Annotated in this window: 17 protein-coding genes; 15 read left to right on the forward strand and 2 right to left on the reverse strand. The window is 62.3% G+C overall.

Annotated features, from left to right (window positions below):
* The first annotated feature begins 32 nt into the window (after window positions 1-32).
* From murJ to BTW08_RS04630, 11 genes are all read left to right on the forward strand, one after another.
* Complete coding sequence (gene murJ, locus BTW08_RS04580; protein ID WP_075561352.1) at window positions 33-1,598, forward strand: murein biosynthesis integral membrane protein MurJ; 1,566 nt, start codon at window positions 33-35, stop codon at window positions 1,596-1,598.
* Between the two features lie 158 nt (window positions 1,599-1,756).
* On the forward strand, window positions 1,757-2,902 hold the full coding sequence (gene ribF, locus BTW08_RS04585; RefSeq protein ID WP_075561353.1) for a bifunctional riboflavin kinase/FAD synthetase: 1,146 nt from the start codon (window positions 1,757-1,759) through the stop codon (window positions 2,900-2,902).
* Window positions 2,903-3,000: 98 nt separating this feature from the next.
* Complete coding sequence (gene ileS / locus BTW08_RS04590; protein WP_075561354.1) at window positions 3,001-5,871, forward strand: isoleucine--tRNA ligase; 2,871 nt, start codon at window positions 3,001-3,003, stop codon at window positions 5,869-5,871.
* 28 nt (window positions 5,872-5,899) lie between these two features.
* Window positions 5,900-6,457: a signal peptidase II gene (gene lspA, locus BTW08_RS04595; protein WP_083627682.1), complete on the forward strand. Its 558-nt coding sequence runs from the start codon at window positions 5,900-5,902 to the stop codon at window positions 6,455-6,457.
* Entirely contained in the window at window positions 6,454-6,921 is a 468-nt protein-coding gene (gene fkpB, locus BTW08_RS04600) for an FKBP-type peptidyl-prolyl cis-trans isomerase (RefSeq protein WP_075561355.1), read from the forward strand. Before lspA ends, fkpB begins: the two co-directional genes overlap by 4 nt.
* A gap of 51 nt (window positions 6,922-6,972) precedes the next feature.
* Window positions 6,973-7,944, forward strand: coding sequence for a 4-hydroxy-3-methylbut-2-enyl diphosphate reductase (ispH, locus tag BTW08_RS04605; RefSeq protein ID WP_075561356.1), 972 nt, complete (start codon window positions 6,973-6,975; stop codon window positions 7,942-7,944).
* Between the two features lie 131 nt (window positions 7,945-8,075).
* Entirely contained in the window at window positions 8,076-8,618 is a 543-nt protein-coding gene (locus BTW08_RS04610) for a prepilin-type N-terminal cleavage/methylation domain-containing protein (RefSeq protein ID WP_168170634.1), read from the forward strand.
* Entirely contained in the window at window positions 8,615-9,403 is a 789-nt protein-coding gene (locus tag BTW08_RS04615; protein ID WP_075561358.1) for a PilW family protein, read from the forward strand. The genes BTW08_RS04610 and BTW08_RS04615 overlap by 4 nt, the downstream gene beginning before the upstream one ends.
* The gene (locus BTW08_RS04620; RefSeq protein WP_075561359.1) at window positions 9,400-9,954 is read left to right on the forward strand and encodes a PilX N-terminal domain-containing pilus assembly protein; all 555 of its coding nucleotides are present in this window, start codon (window positions 9,400-9,402) and stop codon (window positions 9,952-9,954) included. Before BTW08_RS04615 ends, BTW08_RS04620 begins: the two co-directional genes overlap by 4 nt.
* A gap of 25 nt (window positions 9,955-9,979) precedes the next feature.
* Complete coding sequence (locus BTW08_RS04625; protein ID WP_075561360.1) at window positions 9,980-14,254, forward strand: PilC/PilY family type IV pilus protein; 4,275 nt, start codon at window positions 9,980-9,982, stop codon at window positions 14,252-14,254.
* 3 nt (window positions 14,255-14,257) lie between these two features.
* Window positions 14,258-14,677, forward strand: a complete 420-nt coding sequence (locus BTW08_RS04630) for a type IV pilin protein (protein ID WP_075561361.1) — start codon at window positions 14,258-14,260, stop codon at window positions 14,675-14,677.
* Window positions 14,678-14,712: 35 nt separating this feature from the next.
* Here BTW08_RS04630 and BTW08_RS04635 read toward each other — a convergent pair whose 3' ends face one another.
* The gene (locus BTW08_RS04635; protein ID WP_083627685.1) at window positions 14,713-15,309 is read right to left on the reverse strand and encodes a GspH/FimT family pseudopilin; all 597 of its coding nucleotides are present in this window, start codon (window positions 15,307-15,309) and stop codon (window positions 14,713-14,715) included.
* 59 nt (window positions 15,310-15,368) lie between these two features.
* Between BTW08_RS04635 and thiO the strand changes: the two genes are divergently transcribed.
* Both thiO and BTW08_RS04645 read left to right on the forward strand, forming a co-directional pair.
* Complete coding sequence (thiO, locus tag BTW08_RS04640; RefSeq protein WP_075561363.1) at window positions 15,369-16,454, forward strand: glycine oxidase ThiO; 1,086 nt, start codon at window positions 15,369-15,371, stop codon at window positions 16,452-16,454.
* A gap of 115 nt (window positions 16,455-16,569) precedes the next feature.
* Entirely contained in the window at window positions 16,570-18,210 is a 1,641-nt protein-coding gene (locus BTW08_RS04645; protein ID WP_075561364.1) for an NAD+ synthase, read from the forward strand.
* Window positions 18,211-18,331: 121 nt separating this feature from the next.
* On the opposite strand, the gene BTW08_RS04650 is transcribed toward BTW08_RS04645, so the two are convergent.
* Complete coding sequence (locus BTW08_RS04650) at window positions 18,332-19,144, reverse strand: outer membrane protein assembly factor BamD (protein WP_075561374.1); 813 nt, start codon at window positions 19,142-19,144, stop codon at window positions 18,332-18,334.
* 146 nt (window positions 19,145-19,290) lie between these two features.
* Between BTW08_RS04650 and rluD the strand changes: the two genes are divergently transcribed.
* Both rluD and pgeF read left to right on the forward strand, forming a co-directional pair.
* A complete protein-coding gene (rluD, locus tag BTW08_RS04655) occupies window positions 19,291-20,250 on the forward strand; it encodes a 23S rRNA pseudouridine(1911/1915/1917) synthase RluD (RefSeq protein WP_075561365.1) in 960 nt (319 codons plus the stop codon).
* Window positions 20,247-21,053 (forward strand): peptidoglycan editing factor PgeF, encoded by an 807-nt coding sequence (gene pgeF, locus BTW08_RS04660; RefSeq protein ID WP_083627686.1) that lies wholly within the window; start codon window positions 20,247-20,249, stop codon window positions 21,051-21,053. Before rluD ends, pgeF begins: the two co-directional genes overlap by 4 nt.
* Window positions 21,054-21,135 lie beyond the last annotated feature (82 nt).

Raw genomic sequence — 21,135 nt, forward strand, 5'->3', positions numbered from 1 at the left:
ACAATCCTCCGGATGATTCGGTAGCCGACGCGATGGCGGCGGATACGGCAACGCCCGTCTCTCGCGGCGGGCTGCTGCGTTCCGGCATGGTCGTCAGCACGATGACGCTGCTGTCACGCGTGCTGGGTCTGGCGAGAGACGTGGTGATCGCGGCGCTGCTGGGGGCCGGTAGCGGCGCCGATGCCTTCTTCGTGGCATTCAAGATTCCCAACTTCATGCGCCGGCTGTTTGCCGAGGGGGCCTTCAATCAGGCCTTCGTGCCGGTGCTGTCGGAGTACGCGACGCAGCGGACGCGGGCCGAGGTCCGCGAGCTGCTCGACGCGGTATCCGGCAGTCTCAGTGTGGTGCTGGCGCTGATCACCGCGCTGGCCATCGCCGCCGCGCCCTGGCTCGCCTGGCTGTTTGCGCCGGGTTTCCAGTCCGATCCGGGCAAGTTGGCGCTGACGACGGAAATGCTGCGGCTGACGTTTCCGTATCTGCTGTTGATCTCGTTGACGGCATTCGCCGGCAGCGTGCTCAACACCTGGGAGCGCTTCGCGATACCGGCGTTCACCCCGGTATTGCTGAACGTCAGCCTGATCGGGGCGGCGCTGTGGCTGACACCCTGGATGCGCGATCCGGCGCTGGGTCTCGCCTGGGGCGTGCTGATTGCCGGCGCGGCGCAGCTGCTTTTCCAGCTGCCGTTCCTGGCCCGCCTGGGCCTGATGCCTCGGCCGCGAGCCCGTTTCAAGCATCCCGGCGTGCGGCGTATTCTGCGTTTGATGACGCCGGCGCTGTTCGGCGTCTCGGTATCGCAGATCAACCTGCTGCTGGATACCGTGCTGGCCTCTTTTCTGGTCTCCGGCAGCGTCTCCTGGCTCTACTATTCCGATCGCCTGGTGGAGTTACCGCTGGGGGTGTTCGGCATCGCCATCGCCACGGTGATCCTGCCGGCGCTCTCCAAGCGTCATGCCGACGAGTCCCGGGACCATTTCGCGCGCATGCTCGACTGGGCGTTGAGAATGGTGCTGTTGATCGGGCTGCCGTCGGCGCTGGCACTGATTCTGCTGGCCGAACCGCTGCTGATCAGTCTGTTCCACTACGGGGCGATGACCGACCACGACGTGGTCATGGCATCCCGCAGCCTTCGGGCCTATGCACTGGGGTTGCTGGCGTTCATGCTGATCAAGGTATTGGCGCCGGGCTACTTCGCGCGGCAGGACACCAAGACGCCGGTCAAGATCGGCATCATCGCGATGTTCGCCAACATGGTCATGAATCTGGTGCTCATCGTGCCGCTGGCCCATGCCGGGCTGGCGCTGGCCACGGCGCTTTCGGCGTTTCTCAACTCCGGACTGCTGGGGCTGGGCCTTCACCGGCAGGGCGTGCTGCGTTTCCAGCCGGGCTGGGGGCGTTACGCGGTGCAGGTCGTGGGCGGCTGCCTGCTGATGGGTGCCGGGCTGTGGTGGTTGTCGCCGGACTGGCACACCTGGGTCACCTGGAGCGCACCGCACCGCGCCGGCATGCTGATGGCCCTGGTAGTCGGCGGCGTCGCTATCTATTTTGGCTGGCTGGCGCTCAGCGGCATTCGGTTGCGGGATTTCCGCCTGCACGGCTGACACGAGCCGAAGCGCCTGAATGGCGGGACGAGCTCTTCGATGGTGGGATGCCCTCGTTGATGGAGGGACGCGCTCCTTGGTGATGGGAAGCGCCCTCTGGTTATAATGACGCCTTTTTATGCAGCAATGCGGTTCGCACTGTAACGGGAACAGACCCTATGGAACTGATCCGAGGCTTGCACAATCTGCCGACTGTCGCCGACGCCGCGCAGCGGCGGACGTTGCCTGGCTGCGTGGCCACCATCGGCAACTTCGACGGCGTGCACCTGGGTCATCGGGCCATCCTGGAGCAGTTGCGCACGCTGTCCCGCGCGGCGGGGTTGCCGGTCACGGTGGTGATCTTCGAACCCCAGCCACGGGAATACTTCGCAGGCGACCAGGCACCGCCGCGATTGACCCGGCTGCGCGACAAGGTTGCGCTGCTCAAGGCCCAGGGAGCCGATCGGATCCTGTGCCTGCCCTTCAACGACGCCTTGCGCAGTCTGACCGCGCGACAGTTCATCGAGCGGGTGTTGATCGAGGGCCTGCAGGTCAAGCATCTGGTCGTCGGTGACGATTTCCGCTTCGGCTGTGATCGCGCCGGAGATTTCACCCTGCTGCAGGCGGTCGGGCGCGAGCAGAATTTCGCCGTCGAGCATACGCGCACCTTCGTTCTCGACGACGAACGTGTTTCGAGTACGCGAGTGCGCACGCTGCTGGCCAGCGGCAACTTCTTTCAGGCCGCGCGCTTGTTGGGCCGCCCCTATGGCTACCAGGGGCGGGTCGTGCGCGATCGTCAGTTGGGGCGCACCATTGGCGTGCCGACCGCCAATATCCCGTTGACCTCGCGGCCCTTGGCCCTGCGTGGCGTGTTCGCCTGCGCCACCCGGTTGCCGGACGGCGAATGGGTCGCGGGTGTGGCCAACATCGGCTGGCGGCCCACGGTCGGTGCCGATCGGCCGATGCTCGAAGTGCACCTGCTGGATCGTGAAATCGACCTCTACGGTCAGTCGCTGACCGTCGTGCCCTGTGCACGACTGCGTGGCGAAACCAAGTTCGACGATTTCAGTGAGCTGGTCGCCCAGATCCATCGCGATCTCGACAGTGCCCGGCACTATTTTCGGCTAGCGCTATCGCCGACGCGCCGGCCGGCCGAATCTCTCGCCTCATCTTTGACCGATGCCGAGACAGACGCGGCCGAGAGCGGGGGGCTGTGTGCCGCGACGATGCCGCAGGCGCGGTTCCCCCTCGCCTCGGCGCCATTGCCGCTGGATACCGCCGCCGCCGAACATCCGGGGCCGACCTCCACCGATGCGCACGAATGACGCGGCCGAACGAGATAGCCGAACGATACAGTCTTGAACGGCCCTGACGGACACAGCCCTGAGTGGGCCAAAACAGCCTTGAGCGGACCCGAAAATCCATGAGCGACTACAAGCACACGTTGAATCTGCCATCGACCGACTTCCCCATGCGCGGCAATCTGCCGGCGCGGGAGCCGGGTCGAATTGCGCAGTGGAACGACATGAATCTTTACGCCAGGCTGCGGGAAACGCGCCAGGGGCGGGAGCGGTTCGTCCTTCACGACGGCCCTCCCTATGCCAACGGCAGCATTCATATCGGTCACGCGGTCAACAAGCTGCTCAAGGACTTCATCGTCCGCTCGAAGAATCTGGCCGGCTTCGATGCTCCCTACGTGCCGGGCTGGGACTGCCATGGTCTGCCGATCGAACACAAGGTCGAGACCACTCACGGCAAGCATCTGCCGGCCGACGAGGCGCGGGCACTGTGTCGTGAATACGCCGCGGCCCAGGTCGAGGTGCAGAAGGAAGGTTTCGTGCGTCTCGGCGTCCAGGGCGACTGGGACAACCCCTACCTGACCATGAACTTCGCCAATGAAGCCGGCGAAATTCGCGCGCTGGCCGAGATGGTCAAGGGCGGCTACGTGTTCAAGGGCCTGAAACCGGTCAACTGGTGCTTTGACTGCGGCTCGGCGCTGGCCGAAGCGGAGGTCGAGTATCAGGACAAGCAGTCCGACGCCATCGATGTCGCCTTTCCCAGCGCCGACGATGCCAAGCTGGCGGCGGCGTTCGGTCTCGACTCGCTGACCAAGCCGGCAGCGGCGGTGATCTGGACCACCACGCCCTGGACCATCCCGGCCAATCAGGCGCTGAACGTTCATCCCGAATTCGTCTATGCGCTGGTCGATACCGGCGATCGCCTGCTGCTGCTGGCCGAAGAGCTGGTCGAGTCGTGCCTCGAACGCTTCGGCCTGCGCGGCGAGACCATTGCCACCGCGCCGGGCGCGAGTCTTGAGCACATCGCCTTCCACCATCCGCTGGCCGGGCTCGATGCCGGCTTCGATCGGCTCTCGCCGGTCTATGTCGCGGATTACGTCGAGCTGGGTGCCGGTACCGGTATCGTTCACTCGGCGCCCGCCTATGGCGAAGACGACTTTTATACCTGCCGCCAGTACGGCATGAGTTTCGACGAGATTCTCAACCCGGTGCAGAGCAACGGCGTCTATGCCGCCGATCTGCCGCTGTTCGGCGGACAGATGATCTGGAAGGCCAATCCGCAGATCGTCGCCAAGCTGGAAGAGGCCGGCGCGCTGCCGGCCCACGAGAAGATCAACCACAGCTACATGCACTGCTGGCGCCACAAGTCACCGGTGATCTATCGCGCCACCGCCCAGTGGTTCGTGGGCATGGATCTCGAGGGCACCGATGGCAAGACGTTGCGCGACAAGGCGCTGGCCGGTGTCGACGCCACCGACTTCATCCCCGCCTGGGGCCAGGCGCGGCTGCACTCGATGATCGCCAATCGCCCGGACTGGTGCATCTCGCGTCAGCGCAACTGGGGCGTGCCGATCCCGTTCTTTCTCGACAAGGCCAGCGGCGAGCTGCATCCGCGCACGGTTGAATTGATGGAAGCCGTTGCCCAGCGCGTCGAGCGCGACGGCATCGACGCCTGGTTCAAGCTCGATCCGAGCGAGCTGCTGGGCGACGAGGCCGACGATTACGACAAGGTCACCGATACGCTCGACGTGTGGTTCGACTCGGGTACCACGCACTGGCACGTGCTGCGCGGCTCCCATGGCTCCGTTTTTCAAGGGCAGGGTCAGGAGCGGGGCCAAGAGCCGGTCGCGGATCTGTATCTGGAAGGCTCGGATCAGCACCGCGGCTGGTTCCACTCGTCGCTGCTGACCGGCTGCGCCATCGATGGCCACCCGCCGTACCGATCGCTGCTGACTCACGGTTTCACCGTCGACGAGAAGGGCCGCAAGATGTCCAAGTCATTGGGCAACGTGGTCGCGCCGCAGCAGGTGATGGACAAGCTGGGCGCCGACATCCTGCGGCTGTGGGTCGCCTCCACCGACTACTCCGGCGAGATGGCCGTCTCCGACGAGATCCTCAAGCGCACCGCTGACGTTTACCGCCGGATTCGCAACACCTCCCGCTTCCTGCTCGGCAACCTGACCGGCTTCGAGCCGAGCCGCGACGCCGTGGCCTTCGATGACATGCTGGCGCTGGATCGCTGGGCGGTGGATCGTGCCGCCGAGCTGCAGGGGCGTATTCAGAAAGCCTACAGCGACTATCGTTTCCGCGATGTCTACCAGCAGGTTCACGACTTTTGCGCGCGGGACATGGGCGGTTTCTACCTCGACATCATCAAGGATCGTCAGTACACCACCCAGCCTGACTCGCTGGCGCGGCGAAGCTGTCAGACCGCGCTGTATCATATCGTCGAGGCGCTCTCGCGCTGGATCGCGCCGATCCTGTCGTTCACCGCCGAGGAGATCTACGAGAACATCCCCGGCGAGCGCGGCGAGAGCGTGCATCTGGAAACCTATTACGACGGGCTGAGCCAGCTGCCTGAAAATGCCGAGATGGGGCGGCAGTTCTGGGAGCAGGTGATCGCGGTCAAGCAGGCGGTCAACAAGCAGCTCGAGGACGCGCGTAACGCCGGCATCATCAAGGGCGCGCTGGATAGCGAAGTCACGCTCTACGTTGACGACTCGTTGAACGCGCTGCTGTCCCGGTTCGAGGACGAGCTGCGCTTCGTGCTGATCACCTCGGAGGCGACGCTCGCGCCGCTGGAGAAAGCGGGCGATGCCAAGGCCACCGAGCTCGAAGGTCTCAAGGTCGCGGTGCGCATGAGTCCGTACGAAAAAGACGAGCGCAGCTGGGAACGTCGTCCTGATGTGGGTGCGAATTCCGAGTACCCCACACTGTCGGCGCGCTCGATCGCCAATCTGCCTGATGGCCCGGGCGAGGTACGCCGCTTTGCCTGATTCCGCGTCTCATCAACCCACTGAGCGGATGCATCGGCCACTACGCTGGCTGTGGCTGTCGCTGGCGGTCATCGTGCTCGACCTCGGGATCAAGGCGCTGGCCTCGGCCCATCTCGACTATGGCCGGCCGCTGGAAGTGCTGCCGATCTTCAATCTGACGCTGCTGCATAACACCGGCGCAGCGTTCAGCTTTCTGGCCGAACATGCGGGCTGGCAGCGCTGGCTGTTCGCGCTGATCGCCATTGGTGCCAGTATCGGTCTGACGGTGTGGCTGTCGAAACTGAAGCGTGGCGAGACGCTCACCGCGATCTCGCTGACGTTGGTCATCGGCGGCGCCATCGGCAACCTCTATGATCGGCTGGTGCACGGCTACGTGGTCGACTATCTGTCGTTCCATTGGGGCGATTGGTACTACCCGGCATTCAATCTGGCCGACACCGCGATCACGCTGGGCGCGGTCGGTCTGGTGTTGCAGTCGCTGTTCGAGTCGCGGCGGCCGAAAGCCTCTCCCGCCGGCCAGGACAAATCTTCTTCGGCTGATTCTTCTTCAGCTGATAAATCTTCTTCGACCCGAGGTGACTCATGAGCGAGAACGGCCACCACGACGATCACGACTACCGCGTCGGCGACGGCATGGAAGTCACCCTGCACTTCACGGTGAAACTCGAGGACGGCGAAGTGGTCGATTCGACCCGTGACAAGCAGCCGGCCACGTTTCAGCTCGGCGACGGCAACCTGCCGCCGGGCTTCGAGGCGCCACTGAAAGGTATGGTCGCCGGCGATACCGGGGCCTACGAGATCACGCCGGAACACGCCTTCGGTCAGCACAACCCGCAGAACGTGCAGCGTCTCTCCCGCGACAGCTTCGAAGAGGCGGTTGAGCCGGGCACGGTGATGTCGTTCGCCGACGCTGCCGGCGGCGAAGTGCCCGGCGTCATCGCCAGCGTCGACGAGCGACATGTCGAGGTCGACTTCAATCATCCGCTGGCAGGGCGTACCCTGACCTTCGAGGTGGAGATTCTGGCAGTGAAGCCGGCGACGACTCACTGAAATCCAGCTTCGTTTTCACCACCAGATTCGAGCGTATTAAGCGAGGTCGCCATGTCAAAGGTTCCCATGCAAATCAAGCTGGCCAATCCCCGCGGTTTCTGTGCCGGCGTCGACCGCGCCATCGACATCGTCAATCGTGCGCTCGACGTCTTCGGACCGCCCATCTACGTCCGCCACGAAGTCGTGCATAACCGCTTCGTGGTCGATTCGCTGCGCGAGCGCGGCGCGGTCTTCGTCGAAGAACTGCATGAAGTGCCTAACGACGTCATCGTGATCTTTTCTGCGCATGGCGTCTCCCGTGCCGTGCAGCTGGAAGCCGAAAATCGCGGTCTCAAGATCTTCGATGCCACCTGCCCGCTGGTGACCAAGGTACACATGGAAGTGCTGCGCTACGCCAAGCGCGGCCAGGAATGTGTTCTGATCGGTCATGCCGGGCATCCGGAGGTCGAGGGAACCATGGGGCGCTACGACGACAGCCACGGCGGCTCGATCTATCTGGTCGAGGACGAAGAGGACGTCGCCAGGCTACCGGTACGCGATCCTTCGCGACTGGCATTCGTTACCCAGACCACGCTATCGATGGACGATACCGCCAAGGTGATCGCTGCGCTGCGCCAGCACTTTCCCCAGATACAGGGGCCGCGCAACGACGATATCTGCTATGCCACCCAGAATCGCCAGGATGCCGTGCGCGAACTGGCGACAGACTCCCAGCTGGTGCTGGTGGTGGGTAGCGTCAACAGCTCCAATTCCAACCGGCTGCGCGAGCTCTCCGAACGCATCGGTACGCCGGCCTACCTGATCGACGACGCCGAACAGATCGAGCCGAGCTGGCTCGACGGTGTCGAGACCATCGGGATCACGGCGGGCGCCAGCGCCCCGGAAGTGCTGGTCAAGGGCGTCATCGACAAACTGCAGGCATTGGGCGCCAGCGTGCCGGAAGAGCTGTCCGGGCGCGCCGAAACCATCACCTTCTCCATGCCGCGCGAACTGCGTGAACGCGTGATTACCAGCGAAGTATGACGACCGCTAAATCTTCTTAGCCTGAAGCCGATATAGGGTAAACGAATGTAACTGGTCGGGTTGTCTCGGCCAGTTCACGAACCTTTATCGGCCGCTCCTACCGCGGCTGCGAACCTGGTGCGGGGTCTCGCGTGTCCGCTGTCCCATCCCGACGTCTGATATCGAAGTCGAGCGAACGTCTGTCGATCCCTTATGCCGGTTTTGGCAGGCATGAGTGCGGTGTCACATTGATCGAATCCCTGATTGCGCTGCTCGTCCTGAGTATTGCGCTGCTGGGCGTGGCCAGTCTGCAACTGTTCACGCAGAAAGAGGAGATCGACGCCCGCTGGCGTTCGATAGCCGTCGCCATGAGCGGCACGCTCATCGAGCAGCTGCGCATCGACCCGGTGGCGGTCGAAAAGCTCGCCATCAACGGCAACGCGCTCAGCGGTTGCGATGCGACCAATCAGTGGCTGTGCAACCTGATCGGAGATTGGCAATCGCAGGCAGAGGAACAGTTGCCCAATGTGGTCACGCAGTTGCAGATCGAAGGGCAGACCGATGACTTGATGATGGCCACCGTGTCGATCGTCTGGCAGCGTGTAGCCAGCGACTCACCCGTGACCGCATGCAGACCGCAGGACGGCACGCTGATCGACGGCGGCGGCTGTATCCGCGTGGAAACGGCGCTATGACGGGCTCGCCGACAATCCGGGCTTTGCCACGCGCTCAAGCGGGTATCAGCTTGATCGAGCTGATGGTCGCCATGGTCATCGGCCTGATGCTGGTACTGATGGTGACCAGCTACCTGATTTCGAGCCGACAGAGCTATCAGACCTCGATGGCTAACGTGGATGTGCAGGATGCCCGCCGCTTCGCGCTCAGTGTCGTTCAGCAGCAGCTGTGGATGACGGGGTACAGCGACAGTTGGGAAGATTTCGATGTCACTTTCCCCGCCTATGACGGCTCGCACAGCGAAGTGCCGAATTTTGCGACGGCGCAACTCGTTGCTTCCACCGAAGACGGTGATGTCTGGGTGCGCTACCGGGCGCCCGAGCTGACGAATCAGCCGTTGACCCACTGCGACGGTACGAACTTCGCGCGTAGTGCGACTGGCGATGACGACTCGATCGCCATGACGCGGCTCTATCTCGACGGCCATACCCTGCGCTGCAAGGTCTACTTCAGTGATGGAGGAGATCCCCACAACTCGCTGCCGCTGCTCAACGACGTCGACGCATTGCAATGGCGCTATCTCGATGACTCGGATCAGTGGCAAGTGCAATCCAGCGTGAAGGACTGGCACTCGATCAAGGCCATTCAGATGCAATTGATCCTGGCGTCGAGCGAATCCACCGGCAGTCGTTTCGAACAGCAGTTCACGTGGGGCGATGCCACCGTCAGCTTCGACGACGGCAAGGCTCGTTCGCTGGTCAGTCTGACGACAGCGTTGCGTAATCTGCCGGAGGCCGCCCAGTGACTCGATCCGGCCCCCCCCGCGGCAATCAACGCGGCGCAGCGCTACTGATAACGCTGATACTGGTTGCGTTGATTTCGCTGCTGGCATTCGGTGCCAGTCAGGCAACGCGAACGCAGCAACAGCTCGCGACCAACGAAGCCGCAAGTCAGATCGCCTTTCAAGGCGCTGAAGCTGGGCTGCGCGCGGCAGAAGATGTCCTCGATAACGCGAATGAATTGGCCTTGTTCTGCAATGCAGGGGGAGCGCTTTACAACATCACGACTCAGGACGATCTGGATAACGATACTCGTTGGCAATCATTGGAAAGTTTGGGGGCTGTCGCCGACTTTACGCTCTATAGCAGTGACAGCGGCGGCTTTGTGCCCGCACCGCGGTACATGATTGGGTGTATCACTCCGGCGCTAGTCGATGACTACCAGGTGGTCGATCCCGCGGTGAAGGGGCAGATAGAGGAGGATCCCGAGCAGCGTTATTTCTTCCGGGTATTCAGTATTGGATTCGGCCCTGGCGGCCGTGCCATTCAGCACCTGGAGGCTCGCTATGTCTATTAAACTGTGGGTGTTTGGAAGCTTGCTCTTGGCGGCAACACACCAGAGCTGGGCGGCCGATGATGTATCGCACTATCCGCCGCTGAGCGCACAAGCCGATTCGGCACCGCGCAGCATGCTGGTGCTTTCCAATGACCACAACTGGTATTCGAAAGCCTATACCGACTGGTCCGATCTGGATGGCGACGGAGTGATCGATTCGACCTATCGAAGCGACTTCGAGTATCACGGCTACTTCGATAGCCGCGGTTGTTACGCCTACGATAGTGGTTTGAACGATGGTGCGTTCAGGAGAGTTGGTGATACTGGAAACGGAAACGCCGAAGATGGCGAGTTCAGCTGCAACGGTAACAATTCCTGGAGCGGCAACCTACTCAATTGGGCAACAATGACGCGTATCGACATCATCCGTAAGGCGCTCTATGGAGGTAAGCGGTACCGCGATGACACCACGCAAACTACGCTACTGGAGCGTGCCTTTCTGCCGATGGATTCCCACAGCTTCAGCAAGATTATCTCTGATAGGAATATCATCAACAAGAACACTCCTTTCAATGGAGTCAGTGCCGTCACTTTTTGCAATACGACTTATCATGCGAAGGAAAACATCTACTCTGGCGCGGTGACAGATCCACCGTTGATCCGTGTCGCCACGGGTGACGAGAATGGCAGCAAAGTAGGATGGCCCAAGTGGGCAAGCACCGAGCAATGGCAGTGCCCTTGGCGAGGTGAGCGTCAGGATTGGAGCGACTTTCCCCTGAAGACGGCCACGAACTCCAAGGAGTATCGGGCGCGAGTCGAAGTCTGCACCAGCGCGGGCGAAAATGGCGACTGCACTTCATATCCAGATTCCGCTTATCCGAAGCCGACGGGACTACTGCACGACTATGCCAAGGATATCGAATTTGGCATGTTTACCGGCTCCTACAAGAATAACAAGCAGGGCGGAGTGCTCAGGGCCAATTTCGAAAGCTTCGGTAGCGAATTCAGCGCATCTTCCGGCGTGTTCGATACCAACTATAGCGGGATCGTCAGTAACCTGGATGCGTTCAAGATCGCCAAATATAGCTATCAGGATGGAAACTACAATTCCAGTTCCGGAGACGACTGCCCTTGGGGACGCGGCTCATTTTCCAATGGTAGCTGTTCCAACTGGGGTAATCCGCTGGGAGAGAGCACGCTCGAGGCGCTGCGCTATATTAGTGGAGAAAGTTCGCCGACCGATATCTTCTCGGTAGGAACGGGTGACGTCGAAACCAGTTATATATCGGGATTGACGTCGCCAGCCTGGAATAACGACCTATCCGACAAATGGTGCGCTGCCCATTCATTATTGCTGGTCAATGCCAGTGAAATCTCTTTTGACAGCGACGATCTTGGTGCGCCCGGTTCGTCTCCTATCTCCGCCGCCCAGATTCGAACTCAGACCAATGCCGTCGGCACTGCCGAGGGAATTTCCGGAGAGTATTTCGTTGGCCAGACCTCGGCTAGCGGCGGTACCAGTAGTGACAAGTTCTGCACCGCCAAGACACTTTCCGGCCTTAGCGATGCGAAAGGGGTGTGTCCCACGGCGCCTGGGCTCGAGGGCAGCTACAGCGTGGCGGGGCTGGCCCGCTTCGCCCACAACGATGCCGTGATCCAGGGCCCGAAGGGAGACGCAGGGCAACCGATCGATACCTATGCGGTACAGCTCGCGTCCAACGTACCTCTGGTGTCGATTCCCATAGGCGGTGGTGAATCCGTGTCACTGATTCCCGCCTGCTCGAATACCACGGCGGGCGGCAAGTGCGCGATCGTCAACTTTCTCGTGGAATCCCAGGCATCCGATGGTTCGAGCGGCAGCTTTCTGATCGACTGGGAAGATTCGGAGTTTGGCGGCGATTACGATTTCGATGCCGAAGTTCGCCTGAGTTACGCGCTGTCGGGTGAGCGCCTGTCGATCACCACCAGCGTGACCCGCGCTGCGGCCTCTCACAAGCTTGGCCTCGGTTACATCCTCAGTGGCACCAGCGGGCGCTACGGTGCCGAAGAAGCCAATAACAACAAGATCGTGGTCCCACAGAGCGATGGCTTCAACGTCCATACGGGGATCAATGGCTACATCAATGATTACCCGGGGTCGCTGTGCCCGGCCGGCGCTCCCTGTGACGGGAGTCCGGCAACGACCGCCACGTACCGTGTCTCGGGCAATACCGGGCAAGAGCTCCAGACGCCGCTGTACTATGCCGCCAAGTACGGCAACGATAGTCGGCGTGAGGATGGCTCCCCCGGGGCTTACTTCGAGGTGAACCGGATCGACGAATTGGCCGAGACGTTGCGCAATCTGCTGGATCAGGTACTCGAAAATACCAATCGGACCGGGGCGGGGGTGACCATCGGCTACGACGGTGACGTCAAGGATTATATCTTTCAAACGCTCTACAACAATCAGTACAGCTGGTCGGGCGATGTCCAGGCGGTAAAACTCAAGGACGATGGCACTGTCTCGAGCGTATGGAGTGCGCGCGATAAATTGCCGTCTGCTTCCAGTCGTCAGATCGTTACCCGAAACCCCTATACGGGCACCGGCATCCCCTTTACCGCCAGCGCTTTCGAAAGTGCCGGCCTGCAAATGACATCGACGCTGCGGAATCTGATCGGTTATCTACGTGGTCAGGCCGAGAACGAACAGCGGTACGGTGGAGATTACCGCGATCGCCTATGGCTCAACGGCCGTGAGAGTGCCAAGCTCGGCGATTTCATCGGCTCCCAGCCCTATCTGGTCGGCGTGCCGAACACCTATTTCGTGCCCGATGAAGGCGACACGTCCTACGCCACGTTCCGAACAACGCATAGGGACCGTACACCCGTGCTTTACGTGGGGGGGAACGACGGGATGCTGCATGGCTTCGATGCCGCAACCGGCGTCGAAAGGCTAGGCTACGTCCCCGGACTGCTACTCGAACAGCTACCCGAGCTGGCTGATCCCGACTACAACCACCGCTATTTCGTCGACGGAAGTCCGACCGTGCTGGATGCCCGTTACGGCGAGAGGGGAGCCGGCGCCTGGGTCTCGCTGCTGGCGAGTGGCTTGGGCTCTGGCGGCAAAGGTCTGTTCGCACTGGACGTCACTGATCCAAATCGCTTCAGTGAGTCGAATGCGTCGTCCCTTTCGCTCTGGGAGTACGGCCCTGATGATGACGCGGCCGTATTTGGCGAAGATGGCCGGCAGCTCGGCTACGTCTACAACCAGCCTAGCGTCGTGCGGATGGAAAACGGGCGTTTCGCCGTGGTGTTCGGCAATGGCTATGCCAACGATGCTGGCAAGGCGAGCCTTTACATCCTGTTCATCGATGGCGGCAAAGGCGGGAGCTGGTCGAGCTCGGATGTCGTGCGTCTCACGCCTGCCGCTACCGATAATAACGGTGACAACGGTATGACGACCGTATCGCTGTTGGACCGCGATGAAGATGGTCGGGTCGATCTCGCGTACGGCGCGGATCTACAGGGCAATATCTGGCGTTTCGATCTCTCCTCCACCGACCCGGCCGGCTGGGATGACGGTATCCATCAGCTTTTCAGTGGGATCCGAGATGGCGAGCATCAGGTGATCACCTCGACGCTGGAAATCGGGGAACACCCAGACGGCGGGCTGATGGTCTTTTTCGGCACAGGTACGCAGGACAATTACGGTCTACCCACCACGCAGGACCGTAAGACGGCTGACAGCTTCTATGCGATCCGTGATTTCGCCGGTCGTACCGCTAGAGATGACACGCTGACACGCGATGATCTGAGTGGACGCGCTCTCCATCAGGCTACGCTCGATGATCAAGACGGCACTTCTGCCGTGGTGCGCTATCTCGATCCCATCGATACCAGCCGCTATCCCGCCAACGGCTGGTATCTGGACTTTTTCGGTACCGAGCGGGTCGTCGACGGCCCCTCGCTTCGTGGCAACCGTATTCTCTTTGCCTCACTGATTCCGGGTTATGGCATCTGTGGCGCCGAGGATGGGGGATATCTCTACGAACTCAATGCCTGGTACGGCTCGGCTTTCTCGAGACCGGTGCTGGACGTCAACGGCGATGGGGAGGTCGATGAGCAGGATGGCTATTATCCGTCGAGTGGCGGCGATGGCATTTACGTTCCGATCGGTGTTGCAACTAACGGGGCGATATTTACCCCCAGAGTCATGCTGGACGATGAGGGCAAGCAGGAGATCAAGGTGAGCGCGGGTACCAATGGCTCCCTCACTCAGATCGCCGAAAAGCCGCTCAACAGCATGAAGCTGGGCCGCGTCACCTGGCGAGTTCTGGAGTAATTGATGACCCATTCGAAGCAGCGCGGTTTTACCCTGATCGAGCTGATGATCGCAGTGGTGATCGTCGGCATTCTCGCCGCTATCGCGATCCCGAGTTATCTCCGTTACGTCGAGCGAGCGCAGGCGCGGGATGCTCAGGCGGCCATGCAGTCGTTGGCACTGGCACTGGAGCGGCGCTACTCGCAGACCTACCGCTATGGCGAAGATGCGGAGTCGATAAAGCCGTCAACGGTCGATCTTTCCCCCAGCCAATCACCGGAAAGTGGCGATGCGAAATACACATTGAAGCTGACGATCAGCGATGGTGGACAGCGCTATCTTGTCAGCGCCGATAGAGTCGCAGGCAGAACCAGCGGAGCGTGTGATGCGATGAGCCTCGATAGCCAGGGCAAGCGTTCACCCGCGCCGGGTACCTGTGATTGAGCCCGGTCTCGACTGGCTCGAGGGAATGCTCGGCGCTAGGTGTTCGGCTCGTCGTCGGGATCACTGTCGGTATCATCCACCGGTTCGGTACGGATGCGCGCGAAGTGCACCACGATCTTGGTCCCGCCTGTCATCAACGCAGGATTGGTCAAAATGAAGGTGCCTGCCTTGCGGTCGCGAGTGAAGCCGAGCGGGGTGTACCCCAAGCCCTGCGAGAAGCTGCCGGGGTCGACGCTGACCTGACTGCCGCTGGGCTGACTGACCACGATCAGTCGCTCATTGTCGTCGAGCGTCTTGTCGCCATTGCTATCGATGAACAACAGCAACGAACGATTCCATTGCCCATTGTCGCTGCAGCTCGCGCCATCCTGAGAGGGGCAGAGCCAGGTCGACTGCCCGCTGCTGGCGGCTTCCTGGCGCGCCCGCCGGAGCAATTGCCAGACCCGTTCCACTTCGCTATCCAGCGTCATGCGCGCATTCAGGTTTGCCAATCCCGGTGCGGCCCAGCTCGCCAGGATGCCCATGACTACCACGCAGATCATCAGCTCGATCAAGGTGAAGCCTCGCTGTCGTTGGCGTCTCGAAGCGCAGCGATCAGTGCCAGTTTGCGAAGCTGAAGAGCAAGAAACCATTGCGGAGCCCGGGTTGTGGACGAATGATAGAATCGTCCTTTTGTCAGGATATCGACAGCATGCAGGATTTCTTGATCGCGGGCGGCGGGGTCATCGGCATGATGACGGCGTTGCAACTGGCCGATGCCGGTCATTCGGTGGCGCTGGTCGAGCGCGGCCAGTGTGGTCGCGAGGCCTCCTGGGCAGGTGGCGGTATCGTCTCGCCGCTCTACCCTTGGCGGTATTCCCAAGCGATCTCGGCGTTGTCCAGCTGGTCCGAGGGCCGCTACCCTGAGCTGGCCGGCCGGCTGCTCGAGGAAACCGGTATCGACCCCGAATATCGTCAGAAAGGCCTGCTCTACCTGCGCGTCGAGGATGTCGATGCCGCGCTCGCCTGGGCGCGAGAGGTCGCTAAACCGCTGGCACGTATCGATGCCGAAACGCTCTATGCCAAGGAGCCCAACGCGGCACCGGGTTTCGACGGTGCGCTGTGGATGCCGACCCTCGGCAGCATTCGCAATCCGCGGTTGGGGCAGGCGCTTAGGGCGCGACTGTTGCAGATGCCGAATGTGAGCCTGCATGAGGATTGCGAAGTCTCGGCGCTGATTCGAGAGGGCGATGCCATTCGCGGTGTCACCACGTCACAGGGTGCGATCCGCGCCGGGCAGACAGTGATCTGTGCCGGCGCCTGGTCGCGAGCGCTGCTGGCGGGTATCGGCGTCGAGCTGGCGGTTCGGCCGGTCAAGGGCCAGATGATTCTGTTCAAGGCCCCACCGGGGCTGGTCGAGCGGGTCGTGCTCAAGGATGGGCGCTACGTGATTCCGCGCGGAGACGGTCGGGTACTGGCGGGGTCGACGCTCGAGGAAGTGGGCTTCGACAAGCAGACGACCGAGGAGGCTTACGCCTCGTTGCACGAAAGCGCACTCTCCATCGTCCCGGCGCTGGCCGAGTGTCCGGTAGAACATCACTGGGCGGGCCTGCGTCCGGGCTCACCGGACGGCATACCGATGATCGGTGCCGTGCCCGGCTTCGAGGGCCTCCATGTCAACGCCGGCCACTATCGCAATGGTCTGGTGCTGGCGCCGGCCGCTACCCGGCTGCTGGTCGGCCAGCTGATCGGCTGCGAGCCGATCGTCGATCCTCGACCCTACCGACCCTTAGGCTGAACCGAGCGGTGCGTTCAGCGCCGTGGGATTTTGCCTCTGCGCATGGCATGCGCGAAAATGGACGACAGCCAACGAGGCGCTCGAGCGCCGCATCTGTCTGGAGACGAGTTTACTCATGCAAGATCTGACCCTGGTGATGGCGCAGCTGGACCCGATGGTGGGGGATATCGCCGGTAACGCCGCCACGGCGATCGAGGCCGTGCGCGAAGCCCGCATCGAACATGGTGCGGACGTGGTCGTGTTCAGCGAGCTGTTCCTGACCGGCTATCCGCCGGAGGATCTGCTGCTGCGCGGCGCGATGGAATCACGCCTGCAGGAAGCGCTGGAGGAGATGGCGCGCAAGATCGACAAGATCGCACCGGAGACACTGGTCATCGTGGGTTATCCCGGCATGCGAGACGGTCAGCGTCGCAATCTGGCGGGCGTACTGCTGGGCGGTCAATGGCGCGGCGAGTACGCCAAGCAGGCCCTACCCAACTATCAGGTCTTCGACGAGGACCGATATTTCGAGTCGGGGGAAGAGCCGCTGGTGATCGAGCATCAGGGCGCGCGACTTGGCATCCTGATCTGCGAGGATCTCTGGGATGGAGCGCCGGTGCGGCAATCGGCCGAAGCCGGGGCGGATATTCTGGTGACGCTGAACGCCTCGCCGTTTCATCTCGACAAGCCTGCCGAGCGCGAACGCCTGTTTGCGGAGCGCGCGCGGGAGGTGGACAAACCGCTGGTCTACGTCAACGCGATCGGCGGCCAGGACGAACTGGTTTTCGACGGGGGATCACTGGTGCTCGATGCGGCAGGCGAAGTCGCCGTGCGTGCGCCGTTCTGGCAGGTCGGACTGATGCCGGTGCGCTTTACCCGTGAGGCGGACGGCTGGACTCCCGCGGCCGGCGAGCGCGAGCCGCTGCTCGATGCCGAGGAAAATCTCTACTGCGCGCTGGTGACGGGGCTGCGCGACTATGTCAACAAGAGCGGTTTCAAGGGCGTGGTGATGGGGCTTTCCGGCGGTATCGACTCGTCGCTGTCGCTGGCCATCGCGGTAGACGCGCTGGGGCCGGAGCGGGTCCATGCGGTGATGATGCCGTATCACTATACCGCCGAGATCTCCCAGGCCGATGCCGCCGAGCAGGCCAAGATGCTCGGCGTCGGGTACGAGGTCATGCCGATTGCGCCGATGGTCGAAGCCTTCACCGCAACGCTGGCCCAGAGCTTCGAGGGATTGGCAGCGGACACCACCGAGGAGAATCTGCAGTCGCGGGTGCGCGGCGTGCTGCTGATGGCGATCTCCAACAAGAAGGGGCTGATGGTCCAGACCACCGGCAACAAGAGCGAGATGGCGGTGGGCTACGCAACGCTCTACGGCGACATGGTCGGGGGCTACAACGCGCTCAAGGATGTCTACAAGACCTGGGTCTATCGGCTGGCCAACTGGCGCAACACTCAGGATCCGGCCATCCCCGAGCGCGTGATCACGCGGCCGCCCTCTGCCGAGCTGGCGCCGGACCAGCAGGATAGCGACTCGCTGCCGGGCTACGACGTGCTGGACGCGATTCTCGAGCGTTATATCGAAGGCGACATGAGCGCCGAGGCAATCATCGAGGCGGGCTTCGAGCGCGACGACGTCTACCAGGTAGTCAAGCTGGTCGATCGCAACGAGTACAAGCGGCGTCAGGCGCCGGTCGGCGTAAGAGTGACTCTGCGCGGCTTCGGCCGCGACCGCCGCTATCCCATCGTCAACGGCTGGCAGCCGGGGAGCTAAAATTTCTTCTGCTTTGGAGCCAACGAAAAGCGCCGCTTGCCTTGTCAGCAAGCGGCGCTTTCGATTGAAGCTCGTAGCTCGTAGCTCGTAGCTCGTAGCTCGTAGCTCGTAGCTCGTAGCTTCAGCCCTTGAGCGTCAGCGGCGGATCGACGTCAACGTGCTTGGGCACGAAGGTATCGCCGTCGAGCTGGCTGTTGTCGGGGTCGTTGTGAATCAACGTCTGCAGCACGGTCTGGGCGCGGTCGCGCATGTTGAGGCCGAGATAGCCTTCGACCATGACGGCCAGCGCGTCGCGGGTTGCCTCGGCCTTCGGGTAGTGCTCAATGACCCAGCGTCCGCGCTCGACGGCCGCGACGTAGGCACCCTTGCGTAGATAGAAGTCGGCCACCTGCAGCTCATGGCGTGCCAGAACGTTGCGCAGATAGATGACGCGCTGACGGGCATCCGGCGCGTAGGCGCTGTCGGGGAAGCGACGCACCAGTTCGCCGAAGTCGACGTAGGCATCCCTGGACGCGCCCAGATCGCGCTTGGAGATATCGATCAGCGCCAGACTCTCGAGGCTGAAGCGCCCTGCCTGATACGCTCCGAGACCGCGCATGTAGTAGGCGTAGTCGACCTGGGGATGATCCGGATGGAGGCGGATGAAACGGCTGGCGGCAGCGCGAGTCTGTTCCCAGTCCTCGACCTCATAGTAGGCGTAGATCAGTTCGAGCTGGGCCTGTTCGGCATAACGTCCGAACGGGAAGCGTGTATCTAGGGCTTCCAGCTGTTTGACGGCAGTCGTGTAACGGCCGGCATCGAGGGAGCTCTGGGCCTGCTGGTAAAGATCCTGTTCCTGCAGGTCGGGGGCAGGCTCGTTGCTGGCGCAGCCAGCGAGCAGGGTGCCTACCACCAACATGGCGGCCAGAGCGGAACATCGCGCAGAAAATCGCATCATCATCCTCGTATCAACCATTCCTTGGCGGCCGTGCTAGAATCCGCCGAATCCGACTCACTATAAAGCAAACCTTTGTGCTGACGAAACGCACTCACGAAACGTGCTGACGAAACGCACCGGCGAAACGGACCCCATTCCCACGTATGGCCGACATCCTAAAGCGTGACGAGCGCATACCCGAGCATCTGGCCGGACGACGTCTCGACCAGACCGCTGCCGAAATGTTCCCCGAATTCTCGCGAGAACGCCTGAAAGGGTGGATTCAACAGGGCGAACTGACGATCAACGGCCAGCCGGCGCGACCCAAGGATAAGGTGATCGGCGGCGAGCGGCTAGCGCTCGATACCCAGCTCCAGGAAGAGACCCGTTGGGAGCCTCAGGCCATCCCGCTGTCGATCGTGTTCGAAGACGACGACGTGATGGTCATCGACAAGCCCGCGGGTCTGGTCGTGCATCCCGCTGCCGGCAACCCCGACGGCACCCTGCTCAATGCGCTGCTGCATCACCATGCGCCGCTGGCGGCGGTGCCGCGTGCCGGTATCGTCCATCGTCTCGACAAGGACACCACCGGGCTGATGATGGTGGCGAAGACCCTGACGGCACAGACCGCACTGGTGACGCAGCTGCAGGCGCGGACGGTATCGCGAGAGTACGATGCCATCGTCGTCGGGGCGATGACGGCCGGCGGCAAGGTGGACGCGCCGATCGGCCGCCACCCCAAGGATCGCCAGCGTCAGGCGGTGACCGAGGCGGGCAAGCCCGCGGTCACGCACTACCGGGTCCAGGAGCGATTTCGCGCACATACTCACGTTCGCTGTCGGCTCGAGACCGGGCGCACGCACCAGATTCGCGTGCATCTGGCCCATGTTCGCTACCCGCTGATCGGCGACCCCGTCTATGGGGGGCGATTGAAAATGCCCGCTGGCAGCAGTGAATCGCTGAAGACGGTGCTGCGAGAATTCCCGCGCCAGGCGTTGCACGCCCACAAACTTCGCTTCCAGCATCCGGTCAGCGGGGCGCCGGTCGAATGCAAGGCGCCCTTGCCGGACGACATGTTCATGCTGCTAGACGAGCTGCGCGAGGATCGGGAGTCGGATCGATGAGTTCTGAAGCCTGTTCGCCGGCCTCGGCAACCGCTCCCGCGTCAACGCGGGATGAGGCGCCGACACTTTTACTGCCCGACTGGCCCGCGGCGAGCACGGTGGGGGCGTTCGTCACCACCCGCGAAACCGGCCCCAGCCGTGGAGATTTCGCCGCCTTCAACCCGGCGGCTCACGTCGGGGACGATCCCGAATCCGTGGTTCGCTGTCGGGACCGGCTGGTTGCCGAGGTCGGCGACGAACGGCCGCTGTTGTGGCTCGACCAGGTACATGGCGCTCGTGTCATGCAGAGCTATCAGGAAAGATATCGGCAGCATCCGCCCCAGGCTGACGCTTCGGTGGCGTTCGACCGCGGCCACGCCTGCGTCATCTTGACCGCTGACTGCCTTCCGGTCTTTTTCTGTGACCGTCAGGGAACGCGTGTGGGGCTGGCTCACGCCGGTTGGCGAGGGCTTGCCGGCGGGGTACTTGAGGCGAACGTGGCGGCGCTGGGCGTCGACCCCGAAGAACTGATGGTATGGATGGGCCCGGCGATTTCCAATGCCCAATTCGAGGTCGGTCCCGAGGTCTTCGAGGCCTTCGTTGCGATGCAGCCCGAAGCCGAAACCGCTTTCGAGCGCAGCCCCTACCGCCTGAATCACTATATGGCGGATATCTATCGCCTCGCCCGGCTACGGCTGGAGCGCATCGGGGTTCTCTCGATCAGCGGCGGGCATTTCTGTACCGCCTGCGACACGCGTTTCTACTCGCATCGTCGCGACGACGGCCGTACGGGGCGAATGGCCAGCGTCATCTGGTTGCGCTGACTCACGTCCTGGTCGTTGTTCTCGGCTGTCTTTTTTGACCTCACCCCATCTCCTCTCACCTCATCTCTCGGCCGCTTGTTCG

It is taken from the genome of Salinicola sp. MH3R3-1 (assembly GCF_001937155.1).
Lineage (GTDB): Bacteria > Pseudomonadota > Gammaproteobacteria > Pseudomonadales > Halomonadaceae > Salinicola > Salinicola halophyticus.

Bases quoted from the DNA above. Each gene is read 5' to 3' on its own strand.
- murJ (WP_075561352.1), top strand. From the start codon at position 33: ATGGCGGCGGATACGGCAACGCCCGTCTCTCGCGGCGGGCTGCTGCGT.
- ribF (WP_075561353.1), top strand. From the start codon at position 1,757: ATGGAACTGATCCGAGGCTTGCACAATCTGCCGACTGTCGCCGACGCC.
- ileS (WP_075561354.1), top strand. From the start codon at position 3,001: ATGAGCGACTACAAGCACACGTTGAATCTGCCATCGACCGACTTCCCC.
- lspA (WP_083627682.1), top strand. From the start codon at position 5,900: ATGCATCGGCCACTACGCTGGCTGTGGCTGTCGCTGGCGGTCATCGTG.
- fkpB (WP_075561355.1), top strand. From the start codon at position 6,454: ATGAGCGAGAACGGCCACCACGACGATCACGACTACCGCGTCGGCGAC.
- ispH (WP_075561356.1), top strand. From the start codon at position 6,973: ATGTCAAAGGTTCCCATGCAAATCAAGCTGGCCAATCCCCGCGGTTTC.
- BTW08_RS04615 (WP_075561358.1), top strand. From the start codon at position 8,615: ATGACGGGCTCGCCGACAATCCGGGCTTTGCCACGCGCTCAAGCGGGT.
- BTW08_RS04630 (WP_075561361.1), top strand. From the start codon at position 14,258: ATGACCCATTCGAAGCAGCGCGGTTTTACCCTGATCGAGCTGATGATC.
- BTW08_RS04635 (WP_083627685.1), bottom strand. From the start codon at position 15,309: ATGGTTTCTTGCTCTTCAGCTTCGCAAACTGGCACTGATCGCTGCGCT.
- thiO (WP_075561363.1), top strand. From the start codon at position 15,369: ATGCAGGATTTCTTGATCGCGGGCGGCGGGGTCATCGGCATGATGACG.
- BTW08_RS04645 (WP_075561364.1), top strand. From the start codon at position 16,570: ATGCAAGATCTGACCCTGGTGATGGCGCAGCTGGACCCGATGGTGGGG.
- BTW08_RS04650 (WP_075561374.1), bottom strand. From the start codon at position 19,144: ATGCGATTTTCTGCGCGATGTTCCGCTCTGGCCGCCATGTTGGTGGTA.
- rluD (WP_075561365.1), top strand. From the start codon at position 19,291: ATGGCCGACATCCTAAAGCGTGACGAGCGCATACCCGAGCATCTGGCC.
- pgeF (WP_083627686.1), top strand. From the start codon at position 20,247: ATGAGTTCTGAAGCCTGTTCGCCGGCCTCGGCAACCGCTCCCGCGTCA.